Here is a 24,286-nt window from a genome sequence, read left to right as displayed (position 1 = left end):
GAGTAATTAGGGTGCGTCAAGCAACAGTTTATATTGATAGCCAAGCGCTGCAATATAATTTAAACCGTGTCAAACAACTTGCCCCAAACGCGAAAATCGTCAGCATGGTCAAAGCCAATGCTTATGGACACGGAGTCAAAGACTGTTTAGCAGCCTTAAGTGAAACCGATGCCTTTGGCGTCGCCTGTTTAGAAGAAGCACTGGAAATTCGTGCACTCGGTTTTGAGCAACCGATTACCCTAATTGAAGGGGTTTTCTCGGCCGATGAAATGCAAACCGTCATTGAGCAAAATATCGAGTGTGTGGTTCATCAGCAACAACAAGTCGATTGGTTGATCGCACACAAAGCAGCGTATATCACTCAAAAGCTCAAAGTGTGGGTCAAACTTAATAGCGGTATGAACCGTTTAGGCTTTAAAGTTGCTGAAATCATTGATGTCATCAACACTTTAAAAACAGAAGGCTTTACATGTGTACTGGCAATGCACTTTGCCAATGCCGATGCGGATCACCCACTCAATGAGCAGCAACGTGCGCAATTTCTACACATCAAAGAAGCGTGCTCACCGATTCTAGCCTCATGTTGTAACTCAGCTGCTATTTTTAAATGGCCTGAACTTAATTTTGATTTTGTTCGTCCTGGCATCATGCTTTACGGTGCGTCACCTTTTGCCGATAAAAATGCACACGACTTAGACTTAAAGCCAGTTATGACCTTCACGGCGGAAATTATTGCATTAAATACCATTCAAGCAGGTGAAGGTGTCGGCTATGGCTCGCATTTTGTCGCAAACCAAGAAACTGAACTAGCCATTGTTTCGATTGGTTATGGCGATGGCTACCCACGTGCTTTTCCAAAACAAAACTATGTTGCTATAAATGGTCAGGCAGTAGCTGTTGTGGGCCGAGTAGCAATGGATATGATTGCGATCGATGTGACGGGTTTAAACGCTGGACTGGGCACCAAAGTTGAGCTCTGGGGTGAAAACCGCTTAGTTGACGATGTTGCGGAAGCCAATGGAACCATTGGTTATGAGCTACTTTGCCGGTTAAGCAATCGCCCTATACGTAAGCAAATCTAACAAAAAAAGCCCAAGTTCTACTTGGGCTTTTTTCAACACAAACTCTCATCGGGCTGGGCATCGTAAAGGTCTTGCAATAGCTGATCAATTTGTTGTTGATTCATGCTCTGTGGTTCAAATTTTGCAAAACCCATTTCACGCATTTTGGTATGTACACTACTCATACGTTGCACATACTTCATGCCCCAAGCTTTAAAATGTGCCGCGTGAATGGTTTTCGCCTCAAAGACTTTGATATCTTTATGTCTATGGTCTTTCAATAATTTCGACATTAATAGTTCTAAAGTAGCGTCATCCCCTTCTAAGCACTGGAAATAATGCTGATCTGCATAATAAAGAACGCCTGAAATATTATGTATTGCATTAAAATCACGTGCTTCGCTTAAAGTGTCCCGAACATCTTGAAGAAGCTGCACCTGATCCGAAGTTGAAGTACTTGCATAGCAAATTTGCCGCATAGACTTCCCCAATTGATTGATTTCATTATTTTTAGCATCTAACACATTTATACTAAATAGTCATCCGTCGGCTTTGCCAATTCTTGTAATCCTTTTCTTAAGGTATCCGACCATTGCTTACTGATACTTGAAAAATACGGATCCTCTTCGTCAATCCGCTTACCCACTGGAATATGTAAACTATCTCTTGTGTACACCAAAGCATCTAAGGGCAAACCTACAGAAACATTGGAACGTAAAGTTGAATCAAAAGAAATTAAACTACACTTCACCGCTTCATCTAAGGGCATGTCATACCGTAATGCACGATCTAGAATCGGCTTGCCATATTTACTTTCACCAATTTGAAAATACGGCGTATCTTTGGTCGCACAAATAAAATTCCCCTGCGGATAAATATTATAAAGTTGCATTTCTGCCCCTTTAATTTGCCCACCGACCAATAAGCTGCAGTAGTAATTACTTTGTTCTTGCGTGTCTGGTGCCATATCCGCCAAGACTTTTTTCAAAGTATGCCCGACCAACTCAGCCGCTTCGAACATGGTATTGACACTATATAAATTGGGTTCTTGGCTTAACTCCAGATGATTTTTTAAATGCCCAATCACCGCTTGGGTCGTTGCTAAGTTTCCTGAGGTTTGAATCGCAATAAAGCGTTCACCCTCCACACCAAAGGTATATAGTTTCCTAAACACGGATATATGGTCTACACCTGCGTTCGTACGTGTATCACTTATAAAAACCAAACCATCTTGCAGACGAAGTGCACAACAATAGGTCATAGAACATCCTTTTTCAGCTAAACCTTAACAACTTAAAACTTGTACCATGGAATGCATCGATTCCACCCCACCTTTTTCACGTACGCCACGAACGGGAGCCACATCCCAATAATCACGCCCAATAGCTACATAGATATGTGACTGTGGTTTGAACAATTGATTACTGGTATCAAAACAATACCATGCATCATCAATATACACCTCGGCCCACGCGTGACTGGCGAGGTGTGAAGTTTCAGGCACATGCAAATACCCCGATACATAACGTACCGGTAAGCCAAGATGCTTACACATGGCAATAAAAACATGACTATGGTCCTGACATACGCCTTGCTGCCCATTGAATGCATCGATTGCCGAAGTGAGTACCGAGGTTTCAGCAGGTACATAAGGAATATGCGCTAAAACTGCTTCTGACAGTTTCATCAAATTTTCCCGATTCAGCTCAGGCACATACTGATGTGCAAATGCCTTCATTTCGGCATTGCACTGAGTATTGGGCGTCGGTTGTAAAAATAAATTGGGATTCAGACGATCTTGGATGCCATGTTCTGCCAAGCTATTAATTTCAACAATGCCCTGTGCCATTATGGTCAGCTGTTGATACGCTTCACGTTGCGAACTGGTAATCCAAATATTTTGGAAGGCATCCCGTTTTTCTTCACGCTCTCCTGGCACACTCACATGCCAATGACATACCTTTTGGTGTGAATTATTCGTGGGTGTCATTTTGATATATTGAATACTATTCAGTGCCAATTCACTATATTGATAATGCGTTTGGTGATTGATCATAAGTTTCATACATCAACCTCAAACAATTGTTGAATATAATCACTAAAATGATAAAAATTCATCGCATCAGGTTGCGATTTGAGCTCTAGCCAAGCCTGTGCCAGATTTAGCCAGCCCATTTCTTTTAACAACATGACGATGTTTTCTATTTCAACTAAAGTATTTTGTGCATCTTGTTTCAGGCGAATTTGACGGTCAAGCTGCTCAATCATTTGCCCCAAACTAAAGAATAAAAAGACATCACTGGCTTCAGACTCAAGTACATCCTGACACTCTCCAACCACATCACAAATATAGGCGGTGTTTTCAGTGGCATTTTTGATAAATTGATTCAGTTCTGCATAGGCCTTTGCAGATAGAATCCCACGCAAGTCTTGAACATTACTCTTGGCGCTTTGAAATTGCTGGTTAAATGAAGCAGGGTTGTTTGGGTTTAAAATCAGCTCATTCAGTGAGCACGCATCAAAAGCAGGCAAACAAAATGCATGCGCATAATCCATTGCAGGCTGGTCTTGGGTAAAAGGAAACTGAGCACACAAATATTGAGTACGTGTTAAATAACGCCCTAACCAAAAAATATTTTCAGCATTGGTACTTAATAAAATCATAGTTCTACCCTCATATTTGTTTATTTTATGAATGTAAGTTTTCCACGACCCAAGTGTCTTTAATTCCTCCTCCTTGGGATGAGTTGACCACTAACGAACCTTCTTTCATCGCAACACGTGTTAAACCGCCAGGGACAATTTCGGTACGATACGGTGAACTGAGCACAAACGGTCTAAGGTCAATATGACGCTCAGACACACCCGATTCAGTCATGGTTGGACTGACAGAAAGCTCTAAAGTAGGCTGGGCAATATATAAATGCGGCGTCGCCATGAGCTTATCTCTAAATTGCTCAATTTGGCTTTTACAGGCTTGCGGTCCAATCAGCATACCATACCCACCCGAACCTTGCGCCTCTTTGACCACTAACCGCTCAAGGTTCTCCAGTACATAAGCCAAATCTTGCTTGTTACGGCATTGATATGTCGGAACATTTTTTAAGATAGGTTTTTCACCTAAATAAAACTGAATCATTTTATCAACATAAGGATAAATCGACTTATCATCCGCAACCCCTGTGCCTGGTGCATTCGCAATAACCACGTTATGACTCAAATAAGCCGACATCAACCCTGCGACACCTAAAGTGCTATTCGGCATAAAGCACAGTGGGTCAAGGTATGCATCATCCAAACGGCGGTAAATCACATCTACTCGTTGACGGCCACGAATGGTTTTGACATAGACTTTATCATGCTCCACAAACAAATCGCGCGATGTCACCAAAGGCACATCCATTTCACGGGCTAAAAAAGCATGTTCATAATAGGCACTATTAAAACGTCCCGGTGTCAACACCACGATGAAAGGCTGATCGACATACGCATTTTCAGCCAAGATTTGCTTAAGTAATTGTGGGTATTGTTCTATGCCTAAAATATGGTTCTTCTGCATCAAATCTGGCATGAGTTTTTCACTAATCTTACGACTTTCAAGCATATAAGACACGCCTGATGGCGTTCTTAAATTATCTTCGAGCACATAAAACTCACCCTGCCCATCACGGATAATATCAATTCCACTAATTTGGCTATAAATCTGACCTTTTAAACGGTGCTCATACATATTTGGTTGATAAGCCTCATGCGTCAACACTTGCAGTTCTGGAATAATTTTCGCTTTAAGAATGTCTTGTTGATGGTAAATATCATGTAAAAATAGATTTAAAGCTCGCACACGTTGAGCAGAGCCAAGTGAGATTTTATTCCATTGTTGTTTAGCGATCACACGTGGAATTAAATCATAAGGAATGGTGCGCTCAATGCCCTCAGATTCACCATATACAGTAAACGTAATACCTTCATATAAAAAATGCTGTTTGGCAATTTGGTTTAGTTCTTCGAGTTCTTCTACACTATGCTGTGACAACCAGTGCTCAATACGCGCACAAGCCTCACCCGACATCGCTTGGTCATCTGTCATTTCATTAAAGAAATTCGAGGTCATTTGATGAAACAATCCAACAGACTGGCTCGATAGACGATCATGAGAGTGAATCGGATTTAATACAGGAGAGTTAAGCTTATATCCGTCCAACATCGTATTTACATTTGTATCTTTATCTTCTTTAAACATACAAACCTCTCAATTGTTATCGATATGTAACCCATACGTAGCAATATCTATGCCATGGATTTCTAAAGATGCTTTGTTTATTAATCGATAAAAAACGCATTGCTTCAATTCTATTTCGCATTAAGTTGTGTCAAAAAATATAACTGAAAAATTTCAAGCAAAGCTTGCTTAAACGAATGAGTTTTCTTATTGTGTTCACATTCAAGTAAGTAATTTCGACTCCTATATTTTATTAAACTATGTCTATACAAGAAAAAGAAACGTCCAATAGTCTCTATCGCCAATGGCAAATTTTGTCTCGCCTTTCCTCTGGAAAATGGATGGGCACTCGAGAGCTGCAAGAGATTTTACAACGTGAAGGCATCGATATTACTTTACGGACCATTCAACGTGATTTAAACCAAATCTCTCAACGCTTTCCGATTGAAAACAATGGGGCTGTGCCTCAAGGCTGGCGTTGGCGTTCTGATGCCCCGATTCAAAGCTTACCGCACATGACCAGCTCTCAAGCGGTGACATTTATGATGGTTGAAGAACACCTTAAACATCTTCTTCCACCCAGCTTAATTGAAGAAATGAATCCATGGTTTGACTTAGCACGTCGTAGCCTATCGACCCAAAACAATGTGCGCCAATGGATTAACCGCGTACGCATTGTGCCTGCGACACAACCGCTGATTCCCCCAATTGTGGAGAAAACAGCACAGCAAGCCATCTATGAAGGACTGCTCCAAGACAAACAACTGGAATGCGTTTATCAAGGTTTAAACCAAACGGCTGAAGCAAAAACCTATACGCTCAATCCACTCGCATTGGTTCAAAAAGGTGCAATTATTTATCTAATTTGTACGCGCCACGACAAAACTGATATTCAAACCTTTGCACTGCACCGTTTCAAATCTGCGACAGTTTTAAACACTCGTGCCTTACATCCCGTCAATTTTGATATCGATGAATATATCGAATCGGGTGCATTAGGTTTCCGTGTAGACTTTTCAAAACCTACAGAAACCGTTGCACTTACCCTGACTATGACTGAAATAGATGCACTGTATTTGGAAGAAACCAAACTCAGTACCAATCAGGTTTTAGAACCGCTTGGAAATGGGCAAATCTTGGTTCATGCGACCGTCCCTTTTACCAATCAACTGGTGTGGTGGTTACGTAGTTTTGGGCATAAAATTAGTCACATTGAACCCAAAGAAGTTCGTGATGCAGTTAATCAGACCATCACCGACTAAAATAAAAAAAGCCCCAAATATTAGGGGCTTTACAGTCTTTTTGGTATTAGATATTTGAATTGCTTGGGTTTGTCGTTTTCATTGCTCATCTTGGTTTAATGCCTCCCCTAAACCAAGATAAGTGCGCTGTTTTTGGTGATTGATACAAACTAGCATTGGCATGCAAGTTCTCCACTGTTAAAACGGATCGATTTCATCGTCATGGTGTTGACCTCATGTTAAGAACGTAAAATCAATTTAAAAGATGGCGATACTTTTGTGAAATAACATGATTGGCTATTTTTATCTGTTTTTATCTTAAACAACTATTTTGCTTTGTTTATCTGCCAAAACAAAAAGCCAGCCTTATGATCAAACCATAGTCAAAACCAATAGTTTAAAATTAAACGATAAAAAGTCCGCATTTCGCGGGCTTTTACTAAGAGAAAATCAGTGTTAATTTGATTTAAATTTCATATAATAAAAATATATATTTTTTAATAAGTTATAAAATGAGCTTCACAGTTAAAGATATTGCAAAAACAATAAAAGACAGCAAAAAACAAGGAACACCAGTAATTGTATTTACAGGTGCTGGTTGCTCCAAGAGCGCAGGCATGCCTTTAGCAAGCGAACTGATTGCTGAAATCAACAGGAAACACAAAGGTAATCTCAAAAGCCTGTCAGACCAAGAAAAAAAAGATTATGGTCTATGTATGAGTAAGCTCACTCCACATGAGCAAAAAACTCTAATCGAAAAACACATCACTAAAGCCAAAATTAATTGGGCACACATTGCTTTGGGTAGCCTTTTAAAAAATGGTTATTTAGGAAAAGTACTTACTTTTAATTTTGACAATATTCTAAATCGTGCTTGCAGTTTAGATAATTTCTTTCCACCTATTTATGACTTAAAAGTGCTATCTGAAGAATACTTTACAGCTATTCCTAATCAATCTATTGTTCATCTACATGGTCAATGGAGCGGATTTCAACTAGCGAACTCAGATGCTGATACCTCATCTCAAGCTAACAAATTAAAAAACTATATTAAAAATACAATTAATACATCACCAACTTTATTCATTGGCTATAGCGGTGGAGCAGATGCCTTTTTTCAATTAGTTGAAGAAAACTTTATCGGTCAGCACCGTTTATATTGGATTGATTATGGAAAAGAGCCGAATTCCAATGTAAAAAAATTTATTGAAGTGAATCCAAATCATCGTAATTTTATTGGTGAACAAGATGCCGATAAGTTTTTATTAGAACTCGCAATTGAACTTAAATGTTTTCCAACAGAACTTTTTAAAGACCCTATCAAACACCTGAAAGAAATTTGCGAGTATGTAAATAATTTTCCTTTAAATACATCAGAAAGTGAAATTGATGTGTTAGAAGACACGAAAAAGACCCTAGAGATTGCCGATAAAACGAAACCTGCGATTACAACTATAAAGCTCGCTGAACTTTTACATGCCAAAAAATTTGAAACCATTATTAATCAGGTCAAAAATCTCGACCTAAAGATTAAGCCTATCTCTAAAATTGTTGCTTCAGCGTATTTAGGCAAAGCACTAATATTTTTAACAAAGGATGAAAGTCAATTTCAAATCCACTTTGATAAAGCAATTTCATTAAAACCTGACTTTTATCAAGCATATGCTGACGTTGGGACTAAATTAATTAGTAGCAATAAAATTGATGCTTTAATAAAAGCAAAAGATTTTTTTGAAAATTGTTTTACTATCAACCCTAAAATTAAAGATGATACAATTATCGGTCACTACGCTATTGCGCTCAGTAAATTAGCTCGAATCAGAGAAGATAAATCTCTTTTTGAAAAAGCTTTAGTACAATATGAAAATGCTTTAAAAATCCAGCCTGACGATCCGGATCACCGTGGAAATTACGGCAATGCTCTTCTAGGCTTAGGTAAAATTAAACAAGATGAATCTCTGTTTGAAAAAGCTTTCGTACAATATGAAAATGCTTTAAAAATCCAGCCTGACGATCCGGATCACCGTGGAAATTACGGCACCGCTCTTTCTGAGCTTGCAAAAATTAAACAAGATGAATCTCTGTTTGAAAAAGCTTTCGTACAATATGAAAGTGCTTTGATAATCCAGCCGGACCATGCGGATCACCTTGGAAATTACGGCTCTGCTCTTTCTGATCTTGCCAAAATTAAACAAGATGAATCTCTGTTTGAAAAAGCTTTCGTACAATATGAAAGTGCTTTGATAATCCAGCCGGACCATGCGGATCACCTTGGAAATTACGGCTCTGATCTTGCCAAAATTAAACAAGATGAATCTCTGTTTGAAAAAGCTTTCGTACAACATGAAAGTGCTTTAAAAATCCAACCCAATAAAACTTACAATTTAGCTTGCTACTATGCCTTGATAAGAGATAGCGAAAAATCCAAATTCAATCTACTACATGCGGAAAAACATGATACCTTGCCTAAAAACTCACTCAAATATCTAAAGGAAGATACAGATTTAGATAATGTCCGAAACGAACCATGGTTCACTGAACTATTAGAGCGCTTAAAAGCAAAAGAAGAAGCTGAAAAAGTAGCATAAATAAAAAACCCGCACTGAGCGGGTTTTTTTATCACTTCAAAATATTAAGCAGATTTTTTCGCTTGTGCATTCTTACGGATCGTAATCATGATTAATTGCACTGCTGCAGGTGTTACCCCCGGAATACGATTTGCTTGAGCTAATGTCTCAGGACGCACATCTTTCAATTTTAAAGTAATTTCACGAGATAAGCCTGAAACAACATCATAATTAAAATCAGCAGGAATTTTGGTTTCTTCCAAACGCTTCATTTGCGCAACGTCTTCATGCTGACGGTTAATATAACCTGCATATTTCACCGCGATTTCAATTTGATCGCCCACTTGTGTAGAGACTTCAGAACCTGTGAGTTCCGCAATTTGAGCAAATGAAATATTCGGACGTTTTAACAAATCAATTGCAGAACACTCTTTCGATAAATCCGCACCTGTCATTTCGACAAACTTTTTACCCATCGGGTTATTTGGTGCAGCCCAAAGGTGTTGTAAGCGACCAGTTTCTTGTTCAACGGCTTCCATTTTTTCACAGTAAGCTGCCCAACGCACATCATCCACCAAGCCCATTTCACGACCCACTGGTGTTAAGCGTTGATCCGCATTGTCTTCACGCAACATCAAACGATATTCGGCACGTGAAGTAAACATACGGTACGGTTCTTTCGTGCCTAGCGTGATCAAGTCATCAACCAATACACCCATATAGGCTTCATCACGTTTTGGTGTCCATTGCTCTTGATCCCACGCACGACGCGCAGCATTTAAGCCTGCTAGTAGACCTTGCGCACCCGCTTCTTCATACCCTGTCGTACCATTGATTTGACCAGCAAAGTACAAGTTATTAATAGCTTTGGTTTCTAAAGTAAACTTCAACGCTTGCGGGTTGAAATAATCGTATTCAATAGCATAGCCCGGACGTAAAATGTGCGCATTTTCCATCCCGCGAATTGAACGAACCAGCTCAAACTGCACATCAAACGGAAGTGAAGTTGAAATACCATTTGGATAAAGCTCATGTGTATCTAAACCTTCAGGCTCTAAGAACACTTGGTGTGAGTCTTTATCGGCAAAGCGGTGAATTTTGTCTTCAATGGATGGGCAGTAACGTGGGCCCACGCCTTCAATGACACCAGTGTACATCGGTGAACGGTCTAAACCGCCGCGGATGATGTCATGGGTTTTTTCATTGGTGTGTGTGATATAACAATTCACTTGTTCAGGGTGCATAGATGCATCACCCATGAATGACATCGTCGGTGATGGGAAGTCACCCGGCTGTGGAATCATCACAGAAAAATCAACTGAACGCGCATCAATACGTGGTGGCGTACCTGTCTTTAAACGACCCACAGGCAAATTCAATTCACGTAAACGGTGCGCCAGTGAAATTGAAGGTGGATCACCTGCACGGCCACCGCTTGATTTTTCAAGCCCTACGTGGATTACACCACCCAAGAACGTTCCTGCGGTGAGCACGACTGTTTTCGCATCAAAGCGGATACCTGTTTGAGTTACAACGCCCTTTACAGTATCACCCTCAACAATCAAGTCGTCTGCGGCTTGTTGGAAAATATCGAGATTTGCTTGGTTTTCTAAAGTGTCACGAATCGCGGCTTTATAGCGAATACGGTCTGCCTGTGCACGTGTTGCACGAACGGCTGCACCTTTACGTGAGTTTAGGATACGGAACTGAATACCGCCTTTATCGGCAGCCAATGCCATTGCACCGCCCAAGGCATCAATTTCACGCACCAAATGCGATTTACCAATACCACCAATTGCTGGATTACAGCTCATCTGCCCTAAAGTCTCAATATTATGAGTTAAGAGTAAAGTCTGTCGCCCCATACGTGCCGCAGCCAATGCTGCTTCTGTACCTGCGTGACCGCCGCCGATAACAATGACATCGTAAACTTTAGGATAATGCATAGTGGTAAAGGAGATTAAAAAATGATAACGAAAGATTATAGCAAATTTTCGATTGTAAGTTGACAGATTCCGTGGAATTTATTGTATATGCGGTGCTGTGCTTACTGCGCCAGCGCTAGATTTATGTAATTTTACTTGCAGAGCAGTAGCAAAAACTCAACAAAGGATGCGTTTTGTTACCTGAAAAGCCTTGTATTAATTTGATCATTTTTTATCCTATAGGTTGATCAAACAACAACCAAAGGTAAGCATTATGAATAAGAAAATTCTTTTTTCATCCATTCTCTGCGGTTTATTTTTTTCGCCTTTTGTATCAGCCAACGACAAAGTTGAAAAGGTTTATGACAGTCAACGTTATCAACAAGTCTGTAAAGGCAAGTCACAAGGAACAGCGGTTAGTTTTGCCTATCGAGGCATTATTTGGAATGGTACCTGTGAACCTCAATTTTTCCCAAGCTCAAAAAATGCCAATATTCATGGTGATGAAGCTGAGTTAGCCAGCATTTGCCAAGGCGACTCAAAAGCGACATCAATCAATATCGAAGGTAAAGAAATCAAAGGCAAATGTGCCCTTGGTTTTGTAGCACCTAAACCAAGAATGTAATCAAAACAACTTAAATTTCATGCTGTATTGAGGGTAAAAAATAGTCCATTTTTTACCCTTTTTTCTACCTTGTAAATTATTGAATTCTGTATACACTCAAAAAACACAAAAGATAAAAACGAATAAAAAAGGTATTCCATGGATTCGGAATTGTTTACAGTTTTTTTGCCTTTGACTTTGGCATTAATGATGATGGGTCTTGGTTTACACCTACGCCCAGCTGATTTTTATCGCCTCACACTGCATCCCAAAGTCATTTTCATCGCGTTATTTTCACAGTTGGTACTGCTGGTGGGCATTGCGTTCCTCATTTGCCAGTTTTTAAATTTAGCGCCTATTTTCGCGATTGGTTTGATGCTCGTTGCAGCCTCACCAGGTGGGCCAACGTCAAACCTATTTACCTATTTATTTAAAGGTGATGTTGCGCTCAACATTACTCTTACAGCCACGAACTCCATCATTTCAACACTAACCCTGCCTTTTATTATTAATTTTTCACTGATGTACTTTCTACAAACATCACAACCCGTTGACATGCCCGCCATGAAAATGATGAAAGTTTTTTTCATCACTTTACTTCCAGTCAGTATGGGCATGTTTTTACGTTATTACTTTCCAAAACTTGCCGACAGATTAAACCGCCCAATGCGTATTTTGTCTGCAAGCTGTCTTCTTTTTATCTTTTTTCTCGCACTGTACTTAGAGCGACATAATTTTGTCGAATATGTGTTTGAGATTGGGCCTGCCGTAGCCTTATTCTGCTTCTGTAGCATGTTTATTGGTTTTTTTGTGCCACATCTTGCCAATATTCCAGAAAAGCAAGCCTTAACTTGCTCCTTTGAGATCACCATTCATAACACCGCACTTGCCATTACGGTTGCCCTGTCAGTCTTAGGCAACACTGCCATGGCCATTCCTGCCGGTATTTATTCTATTTTCATGTTTGTATTTGCTGCGTTATTAGGCCTATTAATCTCGCGAAGAAATGACAGTTTATTTTTGAAGAAAGAGACCGTAGCTGAATAAGTTCACGGTCATGATTTATATAATTTTAAGGAGAATATGCACCTATGGATTCAGGAATTATAACTATTATGTTACCCCTAGCTCTTGCCATCATCATGATTGGCTTGGGCTTAGAGTTAACCCCGAAGGATTTTGCACGCGTCAGCAAGCATCCCAAAGCAGTATTGGTTGCTTTATTTTGTCAGTTGGTACTTCTTGTTGGGATTGCCTTTGTAATTTGCATAGTACTCAACTTACCGCCACTGCTTGCCGTCGGCTTGATGCTCTTAGCCGCTTCTCCTGGTGGCAGTACTGCAAACTTATTTAGCTATTTGTTCAAAGGTGATATTGCGCTCAATATTACCTTAACCGCAATTAACTCCGTTATTGCAGCGTTTACCTTGCCGCTAATTGTCAACTTTGCCATTCAATACTTTATGCAGGATGGACAACACGTCAGTATGCAGTTTAGTAAAATCTTACAAGTTTTCTCAATTATTCTTATCCCTGTCTGTATTGGTATGTTGATTCGCCACTATGCACCCTCTTTTACCAAGAAGCTGAATAAGCCATTACGTATTTTTTCTGTTGTATTTTTGGTCTTAATCATTGTTGGAGCAATAGCCAAAGAACGCGCACATATTCTGGAGTATCTGACTCAGGTCGGTTTAGCCACAGTCATTTTCTGTATTTGTAGTTTAATGATTGGTTATTTTGTACCGAGACTACTGGGGATCAACAGTGCTCAAGCTCGGGCCTGTGCCTTTGAAATTGGCATTCATAACAGTACCCTTGCCATGACCATTGCACTCACCGTGATGGCCAGTACCACCATTGCCATGCCTGCAGCGGTCTATTCTATTTTTATGTATATCTTTGCTGCCATCTTTGGGACATTACTCAACCGTTTTGCCCCATCGGTTCAAACCAGTACAGAACAAGCCTAGAACAGGTGTAGATCTAAGGATGCTTCGGCATCCTTTTTTATTTTGAGGAATGCTGTCGAACTGCCCCCTGTTCCGCTACAATATTTATTTATACATAAATATTAGGTTATTCCTGTGAAGTGGTTACAAATTCATATTACGGTTGATCAAGCGCAAGTCGATTTTACTGAAACCCTTTTAGAATCTTTGGGTGCAGTCAGTGTCACATTAGATGATGCAGAAAACCAAGACTTACTTGAACCACTTCCAGGTGAAACGCCACTTTGGAATAAAGTCATTGTGACAGGTATCTATGCGCAAGAAGACGACGAAGAAATTGATGTCAATGCATTAGAAACGTTTATTCGCACTCAAATGCCTGATGCGCCGATGCGTAGTGAATTTCTTGAAGACCAAGAATGGGAACGCACATGGATGGATGCCTACGAACCGATTCAAATTGCCGACAAATACTGGATCGTTCCTGAATGGATGGAAGCACCAGAACCAGATGCAGTGAACATTAAACTTGATCCAGGCTTAGCGTTTGGTACGGGGAACCATGCATCTACTTTTCTTTGCCTGCAGTGGTTAGGTAAAACTGATGTTAAAGATAAAATCGTGATCGATTATGGTTGCGGTTCAGGTATTTTAGGGGTTGCTGCTCTACTCCTAGGTGCAAAAAAAGTCTATGCGACAGATATTGATCCACAAGCAATTTTAGCCACTGAACAAAATGCGGCACTCAATGGCGTGGCTGAGAACCTTTATGTTGGCTTACCAGATGAGTTCAATTTAGAGCTGGCTGACCAAAAAGCAGATGTCTTTGTTGCAAATATTTTGGCAGGCCCGCTTATGATGTTAGCGCCGGAATTCGCAACTTTGGTCAAATCTGAGGGAGAGTTCGCACTTGCAGGTGTAATTGAAGAGCAAGTTTCTGATGTTTCTAGTGTTTATTCTGAGTTTTTTGATATATTAGAGGTCGAGAAACGTGATGAAAACTGGTGCCGAATCTCGGGTAAACGCCACACCCTTTAAATGAACCCTTAATACACTATGAGCGACAAACAAACCTCTTGCCCTAAATGCCTAACCATCTACAAAGTAAGTGTTGCACAACTCACTGTTGCGCAAGGTATGGTTTGTTGCCCAAAGTGTTCGATGACCTTTAATGCGCTCTCGCATTTAACCACGGGTCATACTTTTGACACTGGTGAGGAAAGATCAGCGAATCAGAATGACAAGAGCCTGTCTTCAAATTCCGCATTTTCCTCTCCTCGTGTAGACAGCATTCATTTTGATTTATCACAATCTGCTGCGCTTTCAATGTCGACATCAAATTTGCTTGATATTTTCAATCTGAAAGTTGAGCACTCCAACATTGACCTCAAAACCTATTTAAACAATTTAAACTATTTTAGTACCGACCCGATTGGTAACTATCCTGCCATGAATTTGGCAGACAACAATCCAGCGAAACCGCAAAAAAGCCCGATGTATTATATGCTTTGGGGTGTGGTTAACTTCAGCTTATTGGCGCTATTGTGTTTCCAATACTTATGGTTTAACCCACATATTCTCAATAACAGCCCCGCACTAGGCGCAACCTATAATAAAATTTGTCTTGTACTGAACTGTAGCAGCCTACAAGAACGCTACAGCCTAATCAGCATTAATAAATTAAAAGTAAAACGTATAGAGGCACAGAAAACTCAATTTTCAGGTGAACTGATCAACTATCATGATACCAGTCTTCCCCTACCAGATCTTAAGGTCATTTTAAAAGTGGATGGTGAAGTCGATTCAACCTATCAACTACATGCAAATGAATATTTGATTGATAGTCTGGTTGGAATTAAACGAATTCCTAAAAATAGTCCGTTCAAATTCAAATTTAGCCTGCCAGTCAGCCGTAAAAGCTTCAATCATTACAGTTTAGAAATAGTCCAGCCCTAAAATTTAAAAAAAATGTAAAAAAAGTGAAAAAAAATGCAGTTTTCTTGCTCACTTTTTCTTAGACAATGGTATGATACGCGCCACAAAAGCTTAGTGCTGCAATCTCCTCAGTCTTTTAATACAAATAGAACATCAGCAAAAATGCGCGTTATCGAAATATCGCGTATTGAGCAGATTTTTTTGTTTAAAAAAGGTCGGTAACAAATATTTAACTATTGTTACGCTTATATTTCGACCAACTTAGCGATATTGTGGCATGCTAAATGTACAGTTTTAGAACTAGTCGTTTTAGGATCTAAAACGAAGTTCATTTTAATTTTAGACCACTTTATATATGTCACTTTACCCAAGTGATATTTAGATTTTTCGGATTACTTCGCATGAATAGCAAATCTCCTATTTTTACTGCACAGTCTGATGTCGCTCTTCGTATTCACGTAGATCGCGCAGTTCGCCACTATTTTGCACAACTGCAAGGCGAGCAACCATCTCAGGTCTACGACATGGTGCTGGCAGAAATGGAGAAACCTCTTCTATCTGTAGTTTTAGAATATACCCGCGGTAACCAAACACGTGCTGCGGAGATTCTAGGACTTAACCGTGGAACTTTACGTAAAAAGTTAAAAGCTCACGGTTTAATGAGTGAATAAATGATAAAATGCTTGCGGCTTCCGCGGGCATTTTTTTTACCTGCTATTTTTGGCTTTTTGTTTTAATTCTTGATAACTGTGACGAAGATCATGACCATTAAACGCGCTTTAATCTCTGTTTCCGATAAAACTGGCATTGTTGAGTTCGCTCAAAACCTTGTTGCTCTAGGGGTAGAAATTTTATCTACTGGCGGTACATATAAGTTGTTAAAAGACAACAATATCGCTGTAGTCGAAGTTTCAGAGCATACGGGTTTCCCAGAAATGATGGATGGTCGTGTAAAAACGCTACACCCGAAAATTCATGGTGGTATCTTAGCTCGTCGCGGTCTAGACGAAGCTGTGATGGCTGAACACAATATCGATGCGATCGATCTTGTGGTTGTGAACCTTTATCCATTTGCTGCAACTGTCGCTAAACCGAACTGCTCACTTGCAGATGCAATTGAAAATATCGACATCGGCGGCCCAACCATGGTGCGTGCTGCTGCGAAAAACCATGCTTCTGTCGGTATTGTGGTCAATGCTACAGACTATGACACTGTTATTGCTGAGCTAAAAGCAAATGGTGCTTTGTCTTACGAAACTCGTTTTGACTTAGCCGTTAAAGCATTTGAACATACCGCACAGTATGACGGCATGATTGCTTCTTATCTAGGCGCTCGCGTAGGCAAGGAAGAAGGTCAAGCAGACAAGTTTGCACGTACTTTCAATACACAGTTAAATAAAGCTCAAGACTTGCGTTATGGTGAAAACCCGCATCAATCAGCAGCATTCTATGTAGAAAGCACAGCAACTGAAGCATCTGTTTCAACAGCGAAACAACTTCAAGGTAAAGAACTTTCTTATAACAACATTGCAGATACAGATGCCGCACTTGAATGTGTCAAATCATTTGCAAAACCGGCTTGTGTCATCGTTAAACACGCAAACCCATGTGGCGTTGCGGTATCTTTAGATGGTATTCATGCGGCATATGACTTGGCTTATGCAACAGATCCTGAATCAGCTTTCGGCGGCATCATTGCATTCAACCGTGAATTAGATGTTGCAACTGCACAAGCAATTGTTGACCGTCAGTTTGTTGAAGTTATCATTGCGCCAAGCATTGCTGAAGGCGTACTTGAAGTCACTGGCGCGAAGAAAAATGTTCGTGTTCTCGTTTGCGGTGAATTACCTGCACTTGATGAACGTGCGCCACAACTTGACTATAAACGCGTAAATGGCGGTTTATTGGTTCAAGACCAAGACTTAGGCATGATCACCAAAGATGATTTAAAAGTCGTGACGAAACGCGCACCAACGGATGCTGAAATTGATGACTTAATTTTTGCATGGAAAGTTGCGAAATACGTGAAATCAAATGCCATTGTTTATGCTAAAGGTCGTCAAACCATTGGTGTAGGCGCAGGTCAAATGAGCCGTGTTAACTCAGCGCGTATTGCTGCGATTAAAGCGGAGCATGCAGGCTTAGTGGTTGAAGGTGCTGTAATGGCGTCTGATGCATTCTTCCCATTCCGCGATGGTATTGATAATGCAGCGAAAGCAGGCATTAAATGTATTATCCAACCGGGCGGTTCTATGCGTGACGAAGAAACCATTGCTGCTGCAGATGAAGCAGGTATTGCAATGGTCTTCACTGGCATGCGCCACTTCCGTCACTAAGTGATAGATGCAGACCGTAATGACAAAGTCATACATGTGGTTTAAAACAGATTTCTAAATCTTACATAAAGTCCTCTCCTTTTTAGGCTGAGGACTTTATGCCATTTCGATTCATGGAGTATGAACCGATGAACATTTTAGTTTTGGGTAATGGCGGTCGTGAACATGCATTGGCATGGAAAATCGCGCAAGATGAAAAAGTTGCAAAAGTTTTTGTTGCACCAGGTAATTCAGGAACTGCAACAGAAAACAAATGTGAAAATGTTGCACTCAACATTTTAGACAATGCTGCAATTATCGACTTTGCAAAAAACAATGCAGTAGATTTGATTATTGTGGGTCCAGAAGCACCGCTGGTAAATGGTGTAGTTGATGCTTGCCGCGCGGTAGAGCTTCAAATTTGGGGCCCAACTCAATTTGCTGCCCAGCTAGAAGGCTCAAAAGCATTTGCTAAGCACTTCTTAAAACGCCACAACATTCCTACTGCGTTCTACGATGTATTTACTGAAGTCGATGCAGCGAAAGCATTTGTTGAAAAAAATGGCGCGCCAATCGTGATCAAGGCCGATGGTCTTGCTGCGGGTAAAGGCGTAATTGTAGCCATGACTAATCAAGAAGCTTTTGATGCGATTGATGACATGTTGGCGGGCAACAAGTTTGGTGATGCTGGTTCTCGTGTTGTGATCGAAGAATTCCTTGCTGGTGAAGAAGCATCTTTCATTTGTATGATTGATGGCGACAACATCTTACCAATGGCAACATCTCAAGACCATAAGCGTATTTTTGAAGGCGACCAAGGTCCAAACACGGGTGGTATGGGTGCTTACTCTCCTGCTCCTGTGGTGACTGCAGATGTATTTGAAAAAACCATGAATGAAGTGATGCGTCCTACCGTTGAAGGTATGAAAAAAGACGGTCACGTTTATACAGGGTTCTTATACGCAGGCTTGATGATTGATGACAAAGGTCAACCAAAAGTGATCGAGTTCAACTGTCGTTTTGGTGACCCTGAAACTCAGCCGATTATGATGCGTTTAAAATCATCATTGGTCGATCTGGTTGAAGCTGGTATTGCAGGTAATCTTCCAGCAGAAGCTGAATGGGATGAACGCAAATCAATTGGTATTGTCCTAGCAGCAGAAGGCTACCCAGAAACTGTTCGTCAAGGTGACGTAATCTCTGGTCTTGGTCAATCTCCTGAAAACACAAAAATCTTCCATGCGGGCACTACAATGAGTGCCGACGGTCACATCTTGACTGCGGGTGGTCGTGTTTTATGTGTCACAGCTCTTGGCGATACCGTACTTGAAGCGCAAGTCAATGCTTTAGAAGTCTGTGGTCAAGTGACATTTACGGGTATGCAATATCGTACAGATATTGGTTATCGTGCTATTGCGCGTGAAAATGCTTAAAAGCATCCATACTGTAAAAACCCGCTAAATGCGGGTTTTTTTATTGCAAACCGCTGCGAAGCTTTTTTAGCTGTCTGGGTGTTATACCAAACCAATTTTTACAGGCACGGCTTAATGCGGACTGCTCGGAAAATCCCAGTACAGAAGCGATTTGGCTCATCGATGCTTTTGAGTCTGCTAAATATTGCAACAACAACTGTTGTCTGAGTTTATCTCGGATCTGTTCAAAGCTGGTCCCTTCTTCATCTAATTTACGTTGTAAGCTTCGAGGATGCATCGCAAGCATATTTGCAATATCTGTTTTATTGGCCTTTGGGCCCGATAAATGAATGCGTATCGCATGTCGAACCCGATCGCTAAATGAACCTTGATGACTCCGAAAACTCCTCTCCAGATAACTATCGACAATTTCACGTAAGCCATGATCAATACTATCTAAAGTAATATTCAACATATCTCTGTGGAAATACAAAGCTGCATGCTGTTGATCAATCATGACTTCGGCATGAAAAACCGTTTATACACATTTAAGGGCGCAATTGGACTGTGCGGTAGTGCAACTCGGAGCGGCTGATAGCGCTCACCACTCAAATAACGTAGAACCCGATGACACACAGCAAGCCCCAGATCCATGGTTTGTCGTTTCCTCAAAATATGCGTAGCGTCATGGAGCTGAATATCAAAAATAAGTTCTACAATATCCAAGCTGTGTTCAAATGCATCTGTGCTAACACGATCATTGATATATAAACGTAGTGCAGAACCATGTAAAAACAGTAAATCTGAACTGTATTTAATCACTTCATGAAGTGTCGATGCACTTTGTAAGATCAGCCCAAGTACACCCAAAATGCCAATATCTTGATACTGAGAAATCCGCAAACCTAAATCGGCACAGTTGGCCTGTTGCGCACTTTCTTCTAGAAGTTGGATTAGTGCTGTATGTGAAATCCATGCATTGTCATCTTGTAATTGTGCAAGTTGAATTCCATGCTTGGCCAACAACGGCATTGGGTCGATGCCCAAGTGTTGCATTACCTCTAGATAGCCACGTAGCCCTGAACTATGCACCATATCCTCATGAATATTTCTCGGGTACTCAACTGCGAGTGAATCTTCCTGATTCACTTCCACAATCCCTGTCTCAATACGTCAAAAAATTGACTCATTACGTCAAGTTAGCATAAAAAAGCCACGGCAGAATAGCCCTATGAGCAATTTATTTGTTCATCAATTTTGCGCTTCAAACACATAAAACGCTGGCGCGAATAAATGTAGCACATGGATATGAACACTACATTTTTCATCAAGGATAAAACAAGGAATATAGAATGAATTTTAAGAATGTAACTGTTGCTGGCAGTGGTGTACTCGGTTATCAAATTGCGTTTCAAACCGCTTTTCATGGTTTTAAAGTGTCGGTATATGACATTAATGACGAAGTACTTGCTAAAGCCAAAGCTAAGTTCTTTGAATTAAGCGAATGCTATAAACGCGATATTAATGCGACCCAAGAACAACTCGACAATACATTTAACAATCTCAGTTACTATTCAAACCTTGCAGAAGCCGTGCAAGATGCAGATTTAGTCATTGAAGCCGTTCCTGAAGATGTCAGTATCAAAACTGATTTTTATGAAAAATTAAGTCAAGTTGCGCCAGCAAAAACCATTTTTGCAACCAATACCTCAACATTATTGCCAAGTCAGTTCCGTGACTTGACTGGTCGCCCAGAGAAATTCCTAGCCCTACATTTTGCCAATTTAATTTGGGTCAACAACATGGCTGAAATCATGGGACATGACACCACTGACAAACAAGTATTTGAAGATTTAGTGCAATTTGCCAAAGCAATTGGCATGGTGGCTTTACCTGTTTATAAAGAGCAACCTGGTCTTATCTTAAATTCAATGTTACTACCTTACTGTGTTTCAGCATTAGAGCTTTGGATAAACGAAGTATCTGACCCTCATACCATCGATAAAACTTGGATGAAGTCATTTGGTTCACCAAAAGGACCATTCGCAATTTTAGATATTATCGGTATCACAACTGTTTACAACGTTGCTAAAGTCAATGCAGCAGCAAGCCCAATGATGGCACGTATTATGGAACGACTTGAAAATGAATTCATCAGTCAAAATAAGTTAGGTCTTCCAACAGGACAAGGTTTCTATAGCTACCCAAATCCTGCATATGAATCAGCAACCTTTTTAAAATGATTAAGTATTGAAATATCAACCTAAGCTCTAGTTGTTTTTTTGATATTTCAACTTCTTCGCATACAGCTCAAACTAAAGCATCACTCTTTTTTAGTGATTGCTTTAGTTTGTTCTCACAAGCATCAAAAAAATAACTAAGACTCTTTAAGTTGCTTTCAATAATAAAAAAGTAGAACATGCCTTATAACAGCTATTTTCTCACACCCTGAATACATTAAACCTATGCCATTGTTTCGAGAGCATACTACGACTACTCTGCATACATTAGGATTTGCACTTTATACTCGTTATATCTATTTTTTCTCTGTACACGACAAATTTCACAGAACCCTTATCCTATCAGGGTTCTGCCTTCTTAAAATTGCCAAAATTTCCTTAAACTCTTCTTTTTTCCCAAAACCAATTAAACGCTGAATCGCCATTTGAACATAGTCTAAACCATAGCGAAATAAACTCATTGAGAGTCGTCCATGCTTCTTTATTTTTATCGCTTTTTTTTGATCATGTTGCCATTCACCCGTTAAGTAACACCAACAGAAGCTTATAGCTAACACCGCAATCAATTTTTTCACTCGTCTAGCGTCTGTCAAGCGCGTATTTTCAAGATTGAATCCTCGTCCTTTGAGACAACTGAATAAGGTTTCAATTTCCCAGCGTAATGCATAATCCTGAATAGCATTGGCATTAAACTGAGGAGAAACGACGAGTAAAAGCTCTCCATTTTCTAACTGTAGTGCACTCATATATAGTTTCACCCGACCAACCAAAATCCGTCGTTTACGACATTCAATTTGACCAAGTTGAAGATGGCGAAATAAATCACTAATTTTATGATTCTTCCCTAAATGATTGGTGACAATGAAGTTTTTTTAACACGAATGCAGAAGTTGATGTCTTGTTCAATTAACCATGTAAACCACTGCTCACCGATAAACTCTCTGTCTGCGAACACATTCACAATACGGTCTTTACCAAAAATGGCTATAAAGCGTTGAATCAAAGCAATACGCTCTTTCGTATCTGAATTTCCACGTTTATTAAGCAATGTCCAAAGGATAGGTATCGCTATTCCACGATAAACGATTGCGAGCATCAGGATATTAATATTTCGTTTTCCCCATTTCCAATTGGTTCTATCTAAAGTCAGTTGCACTTGGTCGAATGAAAACATATTGAAAATCAACCGAGAAATTTGACGATAATCAAAATACTGACCTGCAAAGAAGCGCTGCATACGTCGATAAAATGATTGTGGTAAGCACTTGATGGGCAAGGCTTTAGATGCAGAAGAAAGATTACATGTTTGCTTTAAAATAATCACAAGCATGATGAGCGCAAAGCACTTTAAATGTGACTTGTTCCATTTTAGAGATTTGTTTAAGATAAGATATAACTCATTGAGATGTATCATAGTATTCGTCGTTAGAAAACAATTATTGTGACATTATTTCAATGAGTTATCTATTTTTGTCGTGTACAGAGCTATTTTTTGTATTTAGTTTAGATAAAATCTTATAAAGCACAAAATTTATGCAAATTCTTATTTTTAAATAGATTAATTAAAAATAATATATTGTTTTCATTGTAGAATTACAAACAAAATGCAAATTACTAATCTTTAAATAAGATAAGTATTGAACTTTTATGCTCTATATCGAATATTACTTTGTTGATATGATGTGCAAAATTTAACGATTGAGCAGAGATGTTTCTAGTGAGTTGAAAAAGTTAATCTTTTTCAAAGCGAAAGCACATATTCGACTGATATCGAATTGCACGCTGGCAAAACTCACATTACAGTCATATGCATCAAATCAGGAATGCCTGATTTAAAATCAATTGATCTCTCTATTGTTCAGCTAAGTTAAGCCTCGTTTGGATGCTTAATCGGGAAGAAAAAATGAAAAAAATTCTAGGAATTGCGCTGGGTTTATCTGTTGCTTTAACCGGTTGTAGCAAACCTGAAGCACCTGCAACAGATGCGGCTAAAACAGATACTGCAGCAGCTGAGCAAACAGTAACCATCGCATCGACTGGCTCTGATGCTGATATTTGGCGCCACATTGCAACTTTGCCAGAGACTAAAGCAGCGGGCTTAAAGTTAGATATTAAAAACTTCACTGACTATGTCGCAATGAACACCGCTGTTGCAAACAATGAAGTCGATGTCAACGCATTCCAATCTTATGCTTACCTTGTGGCCTATAACGAAGCGAACACAGCGAAGATTGCCCCTCTTTCAACGACCTACCTAGAGCCAATGGGCATCTATTCAAGCAAAGTAAAAACACTGGCTGAATTTAAAAATGGTGCAACGATTGCGATTCCAAATGATGGTGCGAACGAATCACGTGCATTGTTATTATTACAATCTGCGGGTCTAGTGAAGTTAAAAAATGACTTTGACTTCGTGAAAGGCACTTCGAAAGACATCGTTGAAAACAACAAAGCTCTCGTCATCAAGCCTATTCAAATGGCAACGGCTGTACGTGTGAAAGACGAAGTTGATGCCATTGTTTTGGGTAATACCCTTGCAATGGAAGGTGGTCTGAACGTATTGAAAGATGCGATTTACTATGAGCCAATCGATCAAACCACAAAAATGAATGTGAACGTACTTGCGGTGGCTGAAGCGCGTCAAAATGACCCTGTACTGAAAAAAGTCGGTGAGCTTTACCATGTCGCTGCAGTAGGCAAATATGTTCAAGAACATTTTGGCGGCACAAAAATTGATGTGAACAAGCCAGTAAGCTACCTTACTCAAGCTAAATAGTAATATAATCAAATCAACGAAACAGGCAAAGTCTCTTTG

22 protein-coding genes are annotated in these 24,286 nt (G+C 39.9%); 13 read left to right on the top strand and 9 right to left on the bottom strand.

From position 1 onward, the window contains the following. Positions 1-11 precede the first annotated feature (11 nt). The gene (gene alr, locus AC4CU3_RS15445; RefSeq protein WP_279043074.1) at positions 12-1,082 is read left to right on the top strand and encodes an alanine racemase; all 1,071 of its coding nucleotides are present in this window, start codon (positions 12-14) and stop codon (positions 1,080-1,082) included. Between the two features lie 32 nt (positions 1,083-1,114). Here the strand turns inward: alr and AC4CU3_RS15440 are convergent, their stop codons facing one another. From AC4CU3_RS15440 to AC4CU3_RS15420, 5 genes are read right to left on the bottom strand one after another with little or no spacing between them, the layout of a single operon-like run. Then, on the bottom strand, positions 1,115-1,540 hold the full coding sequence (locus AC4CU3_RS15440) for a BLUF domain-containing protein (RefSeq protein WP_279043072.1): 426 nt from the start codon (positions 1,538-1,540) through the stop codon (positions 1,115-1,117). Between the two features lie 47 nt (positions 1,541-1,587). Beyond that, on the bottom strand, positions 1,588-2,322 hold the full coding sequence (locus AC4CU3_RS15435) for a proteasome-type protease (RefSeq protein ID WP_004696423.1): 735 nt from the start codon (positions 2,320-2,322) through the stop codon (positions 1,588-1,590). A 24-nt stretch (positions 2,323-2,346) separates the two neighbouring features. After that, positions 2,347-3,126 carry a transglutaminase family protein gene (locus AC4CU3_RS15430; RefSeq protein WP_126037082.1) on the bottom strand — a complete coding sequence of 260 codons (780 nt, stop codon included), beginning with the start codon at positions 3,124-3,126 and terminating at the stop codon, positions 2,347-2,349. Beyond that, on the bottom strand, positions 3,123-3,725 hold the full coding sequence (locus AC4CU3_RS15425; RefSeq protein WP_004982053.1) for an alpha-E domain-containing protein: 603 nt from the start codon (positions 3,723-3,725) through the stop codon (positions 3,123-3,125). Before AC4CU3_RS15425 ends, AC4CU3_RS15430 begins: the two co-directional genes overlap by 4 nt. Before the next feature lie 25 nt (positions 3,726-3,750). Beyond that, on the bottom strand, positions 3,751-5,301 hold the full coding sequence (locus AC4CU3_RS15420; protein ID WP_126037084.1) for a circularly permuted type 2 ATP-grasp protein: 1,551 nt from the start codon (positions 5,299-5,301) through the stop codon (positions 3,751-3,753). A 239-nt stretch (positions 5,302-5,540) separates the two neighbouring features. Between AC4CU3_RS15420 and AC4CU3_RS15415 the strand changes: the two genes are divergently transcribed. Both AC4CU3_RS15415 and AC4CU3_RS15410 read left to right on the top strand, forming a co-directional pair. Beyond that, positions 5,541-6,542, top strand: coding sequence for a helix-turn-helix transcriptional regulator (locus AC4CU3_RS15415; protein WP_126037086.1), 1,002 nt, complete (start codon positions 5,541-5,543; stop codon positions 6,540-6,542). A gap of 491 nt (positions 6,543-7,033) precedes the next feature. Beyond that, complete coding sequence (locus tag AC4CU3_RS15410) at positions 7,034-9,109, top strand: TPR end-of-group domain-containing protein (RefSeq protein WP_490738376.1); 2,076 nt, start codon at positions 7,034-7,036, stop codon at positions 9,107-9,109. A gap of 44 nt (positions 9,110-9,153) precedes the next feature. Here the strand turns inward: AC4CU3_RS15410 and mnmG are convergent, their stop codons facing one another. After that, positions 9,154-11,034: a tRNA uridine-5-carboxymethylaminomethyl(34) synthesis enzyme MnmG gene (mnmG, locus tag AC4CU3_RS15405; protein ID WP_236770566.1), complete on the bottom strand. Its 1,881-nt coding sequence runs from the start codon at positions 11,032-11,034 to the stop codon at positions 9,154-9,156. Positions 11,035-11,287: 253 nt separating this feature from the next. Between mnmG and AC4CU3_RS15400 the strand changes: the two genes are divergently transcribed. From AC4CU3_RS15400 to purD, 8 genes are all read left to right on the top strand, one after another. Then, positions 11,288-11,638, top strand: a complete 351-nt coding sequence (locus AC4CU3_RS15400; RefSeq protein WP_004696401.1) for a hypothetical protein — start codon at positions 11,288-11,290, stop codon at positions 11,636-11,638. Positions 11,639-11,776: 138 nt separating this feature from the next. Further along, complete coding sequence (locus AC4CU3_RS15395) at positions 11,777-12,664, top strand: bile acid:sodium symporter family protein (RefSeq protein WP_236770568.1); 888 nt, start codon at positions 11,777-11,779, stop codon at positions 12,662-12,664. A 44-nt stretch (positions 12,665-12,708) separates the two neighbouring features. After that, the gene (locus tag AC4CU3_RS15390) at positions 12,709-13,590 is read left to right on the top strand and encodes a bile acid:sodium symporter family protein (RefSeq protein ID WP_236770570.1); all 882 of its coding nucleotides are present in this window, start codon (positions 12,709-12,711) and stop codon (positions 13,588-13,590) included. A gap of 114 nt (positions 13,591-13,704) precedes the next feature. Continuing rightward, a complete protein-coding gene (prmA, locus tag AC4CU3_RS15385) occupies positions 13,705-14,607 on the top strand; it encodes a 50S ribosomal protein L11 methyltransferase (protein WP_004696394.1) in 903 nt (300 codons plus the stop codon). Positions 14,608-14,625: 18 nt separating this feature from the next. Then, positions 14,626-15,525: an MJ0042-type zinc finger domain-containing protein gene (locus AC4CU3_RS15380; RefSeq protein ID WP_236770572.1), complete on the top strand. Its 900-nt coding sequence runs from the start codon at positions 14,626-14,628 to the stop codon at positions 15,523-15,525. 380 nt (positions 15,526-15,905) lie between these two features. Continuing rightward, complete coding sequence (gene fis / locus AC4CU3_RS15375) at positions 15,906-16,175, top strand: DNA-binding transcriptional regulator Fis (protein WP_001086304.1); 270 nt, start codon at positions 15,906-15,908, stop codon at positions 16,173-16,175. Between the two features lie 90 nt (positions 16,176-16,265). Beyond that, complete coding sequence (gene purH / locus AC4CU3_RS15370) at positions 16,266-17,840, top strand: bifunctional phosphoribosylaminoimidazolecarboxamide formyltransferase/IMP cyclohydrolase (RefSeq protein WP_125274433.1); 1,575 nt, start codon at positions 16,266-16,268, stop codon at positions 17,838-17,840. 128 nt (positions 17,841-17,968) lie between these two features. Next, positions 17,969-19,252, top strand: coding sequence for a phosphoribosylamine--glycine ligase (purD, locus tag AC4CU3_RS15365; RefSeq protein WP_236770573.1), 1,284 nt, complete (start codon positions 17,969-17,971; stop codon positions 19,250-19,252). A gap of 40 nt (positions 19,253-19,292) precedes the next feature. On the opposite strand, the gene AC4CU3_RS15360 is transcribed toward purD, so the two are convergent. Then, positions 19,293-19,748, bottom strand: a complete 456-nt coding sequence (locus tag AC4CU3_RS15360; protein ID WP_236770703.1) for a helix-turn-helix domain-containing protein — start codon at positions 19,746-19,748, stop codon at positions 19,293-19,295. Further along, positions 19,745-20,380, bottom strand: coding sequence for an AraC family transcriptional regulator ligand-binding domain-containing protein (locus AC4CU3_RS15355; RefSeq protein WP_236770704.1), 636 nt, complete (start codon positions 20,378-20,380; stop codon positions 19,745-19,747). The genes AC4CU3_RS15360 and AC4CU3_RS15355 overlap by 4 nt, the downstream gene beginning before the upstream one ends. Positions 20,381-20,583: 203 nt before the next feature. Between AC4CU3_RS15355 and AC4CU3_RS15350 the strand changes: the two genes are divergently transcribed. Beyond that, entirely contained in the window at positions 20,584-21,474 is an 891-nt protein-coding gene (locus AC4CU3_RS15350; protein WP_279043054.1) for a 3-hydroxyacyl-CoA dehydrogenase, read from the top strand. Between the two features lie 320 nt (positions 21,475-21,794). Here AC4CU3_RS15350 and AC4CU3_RS15345 read toward each other — a convergent pair. Further along, a protein-coding gene (locus AC4CU3_RS15345) for an IS4-like element ISAba1 family transposase (protein WP_490738371.1) occupies positions 21,795-22,885 on the bottom strand; the annotation gives its coding sequence in 2 pieces (ribosomal slippage) (positions 21,795-22,345 and positions 22,345-22,885; 1,092 coding nt in all). A gap of 489 nt (positions 22,886-23,374) precedes the next feature. Between AC4CU3_RS15345 and AC4CU3_RS15340 the strand changes: the two genes are divergently transcribed. Next, positions 23,375-24,247, top strand: a complete 873-nt coding sequence (locus tag AC4CU3_RS15340) for a MetQ/NlpA family ABC transporter substrate-binding protein (RefSeq protein WP_159152837.1) — start codon at positions 23,375-23,377, stop codon at positions 24,245-24,247. Positions 24,248-24,286: the final 39 nt, after the last annotated feature.

This window comes from Acinetobacter sp. 802_lipA, from assembly GCF_058242885.1.
The sequence above is the reverse complement of the archived record's forward strand: the minus strand, read 5'-3'. Positions and strand labels throughout refer to the sequence as shown.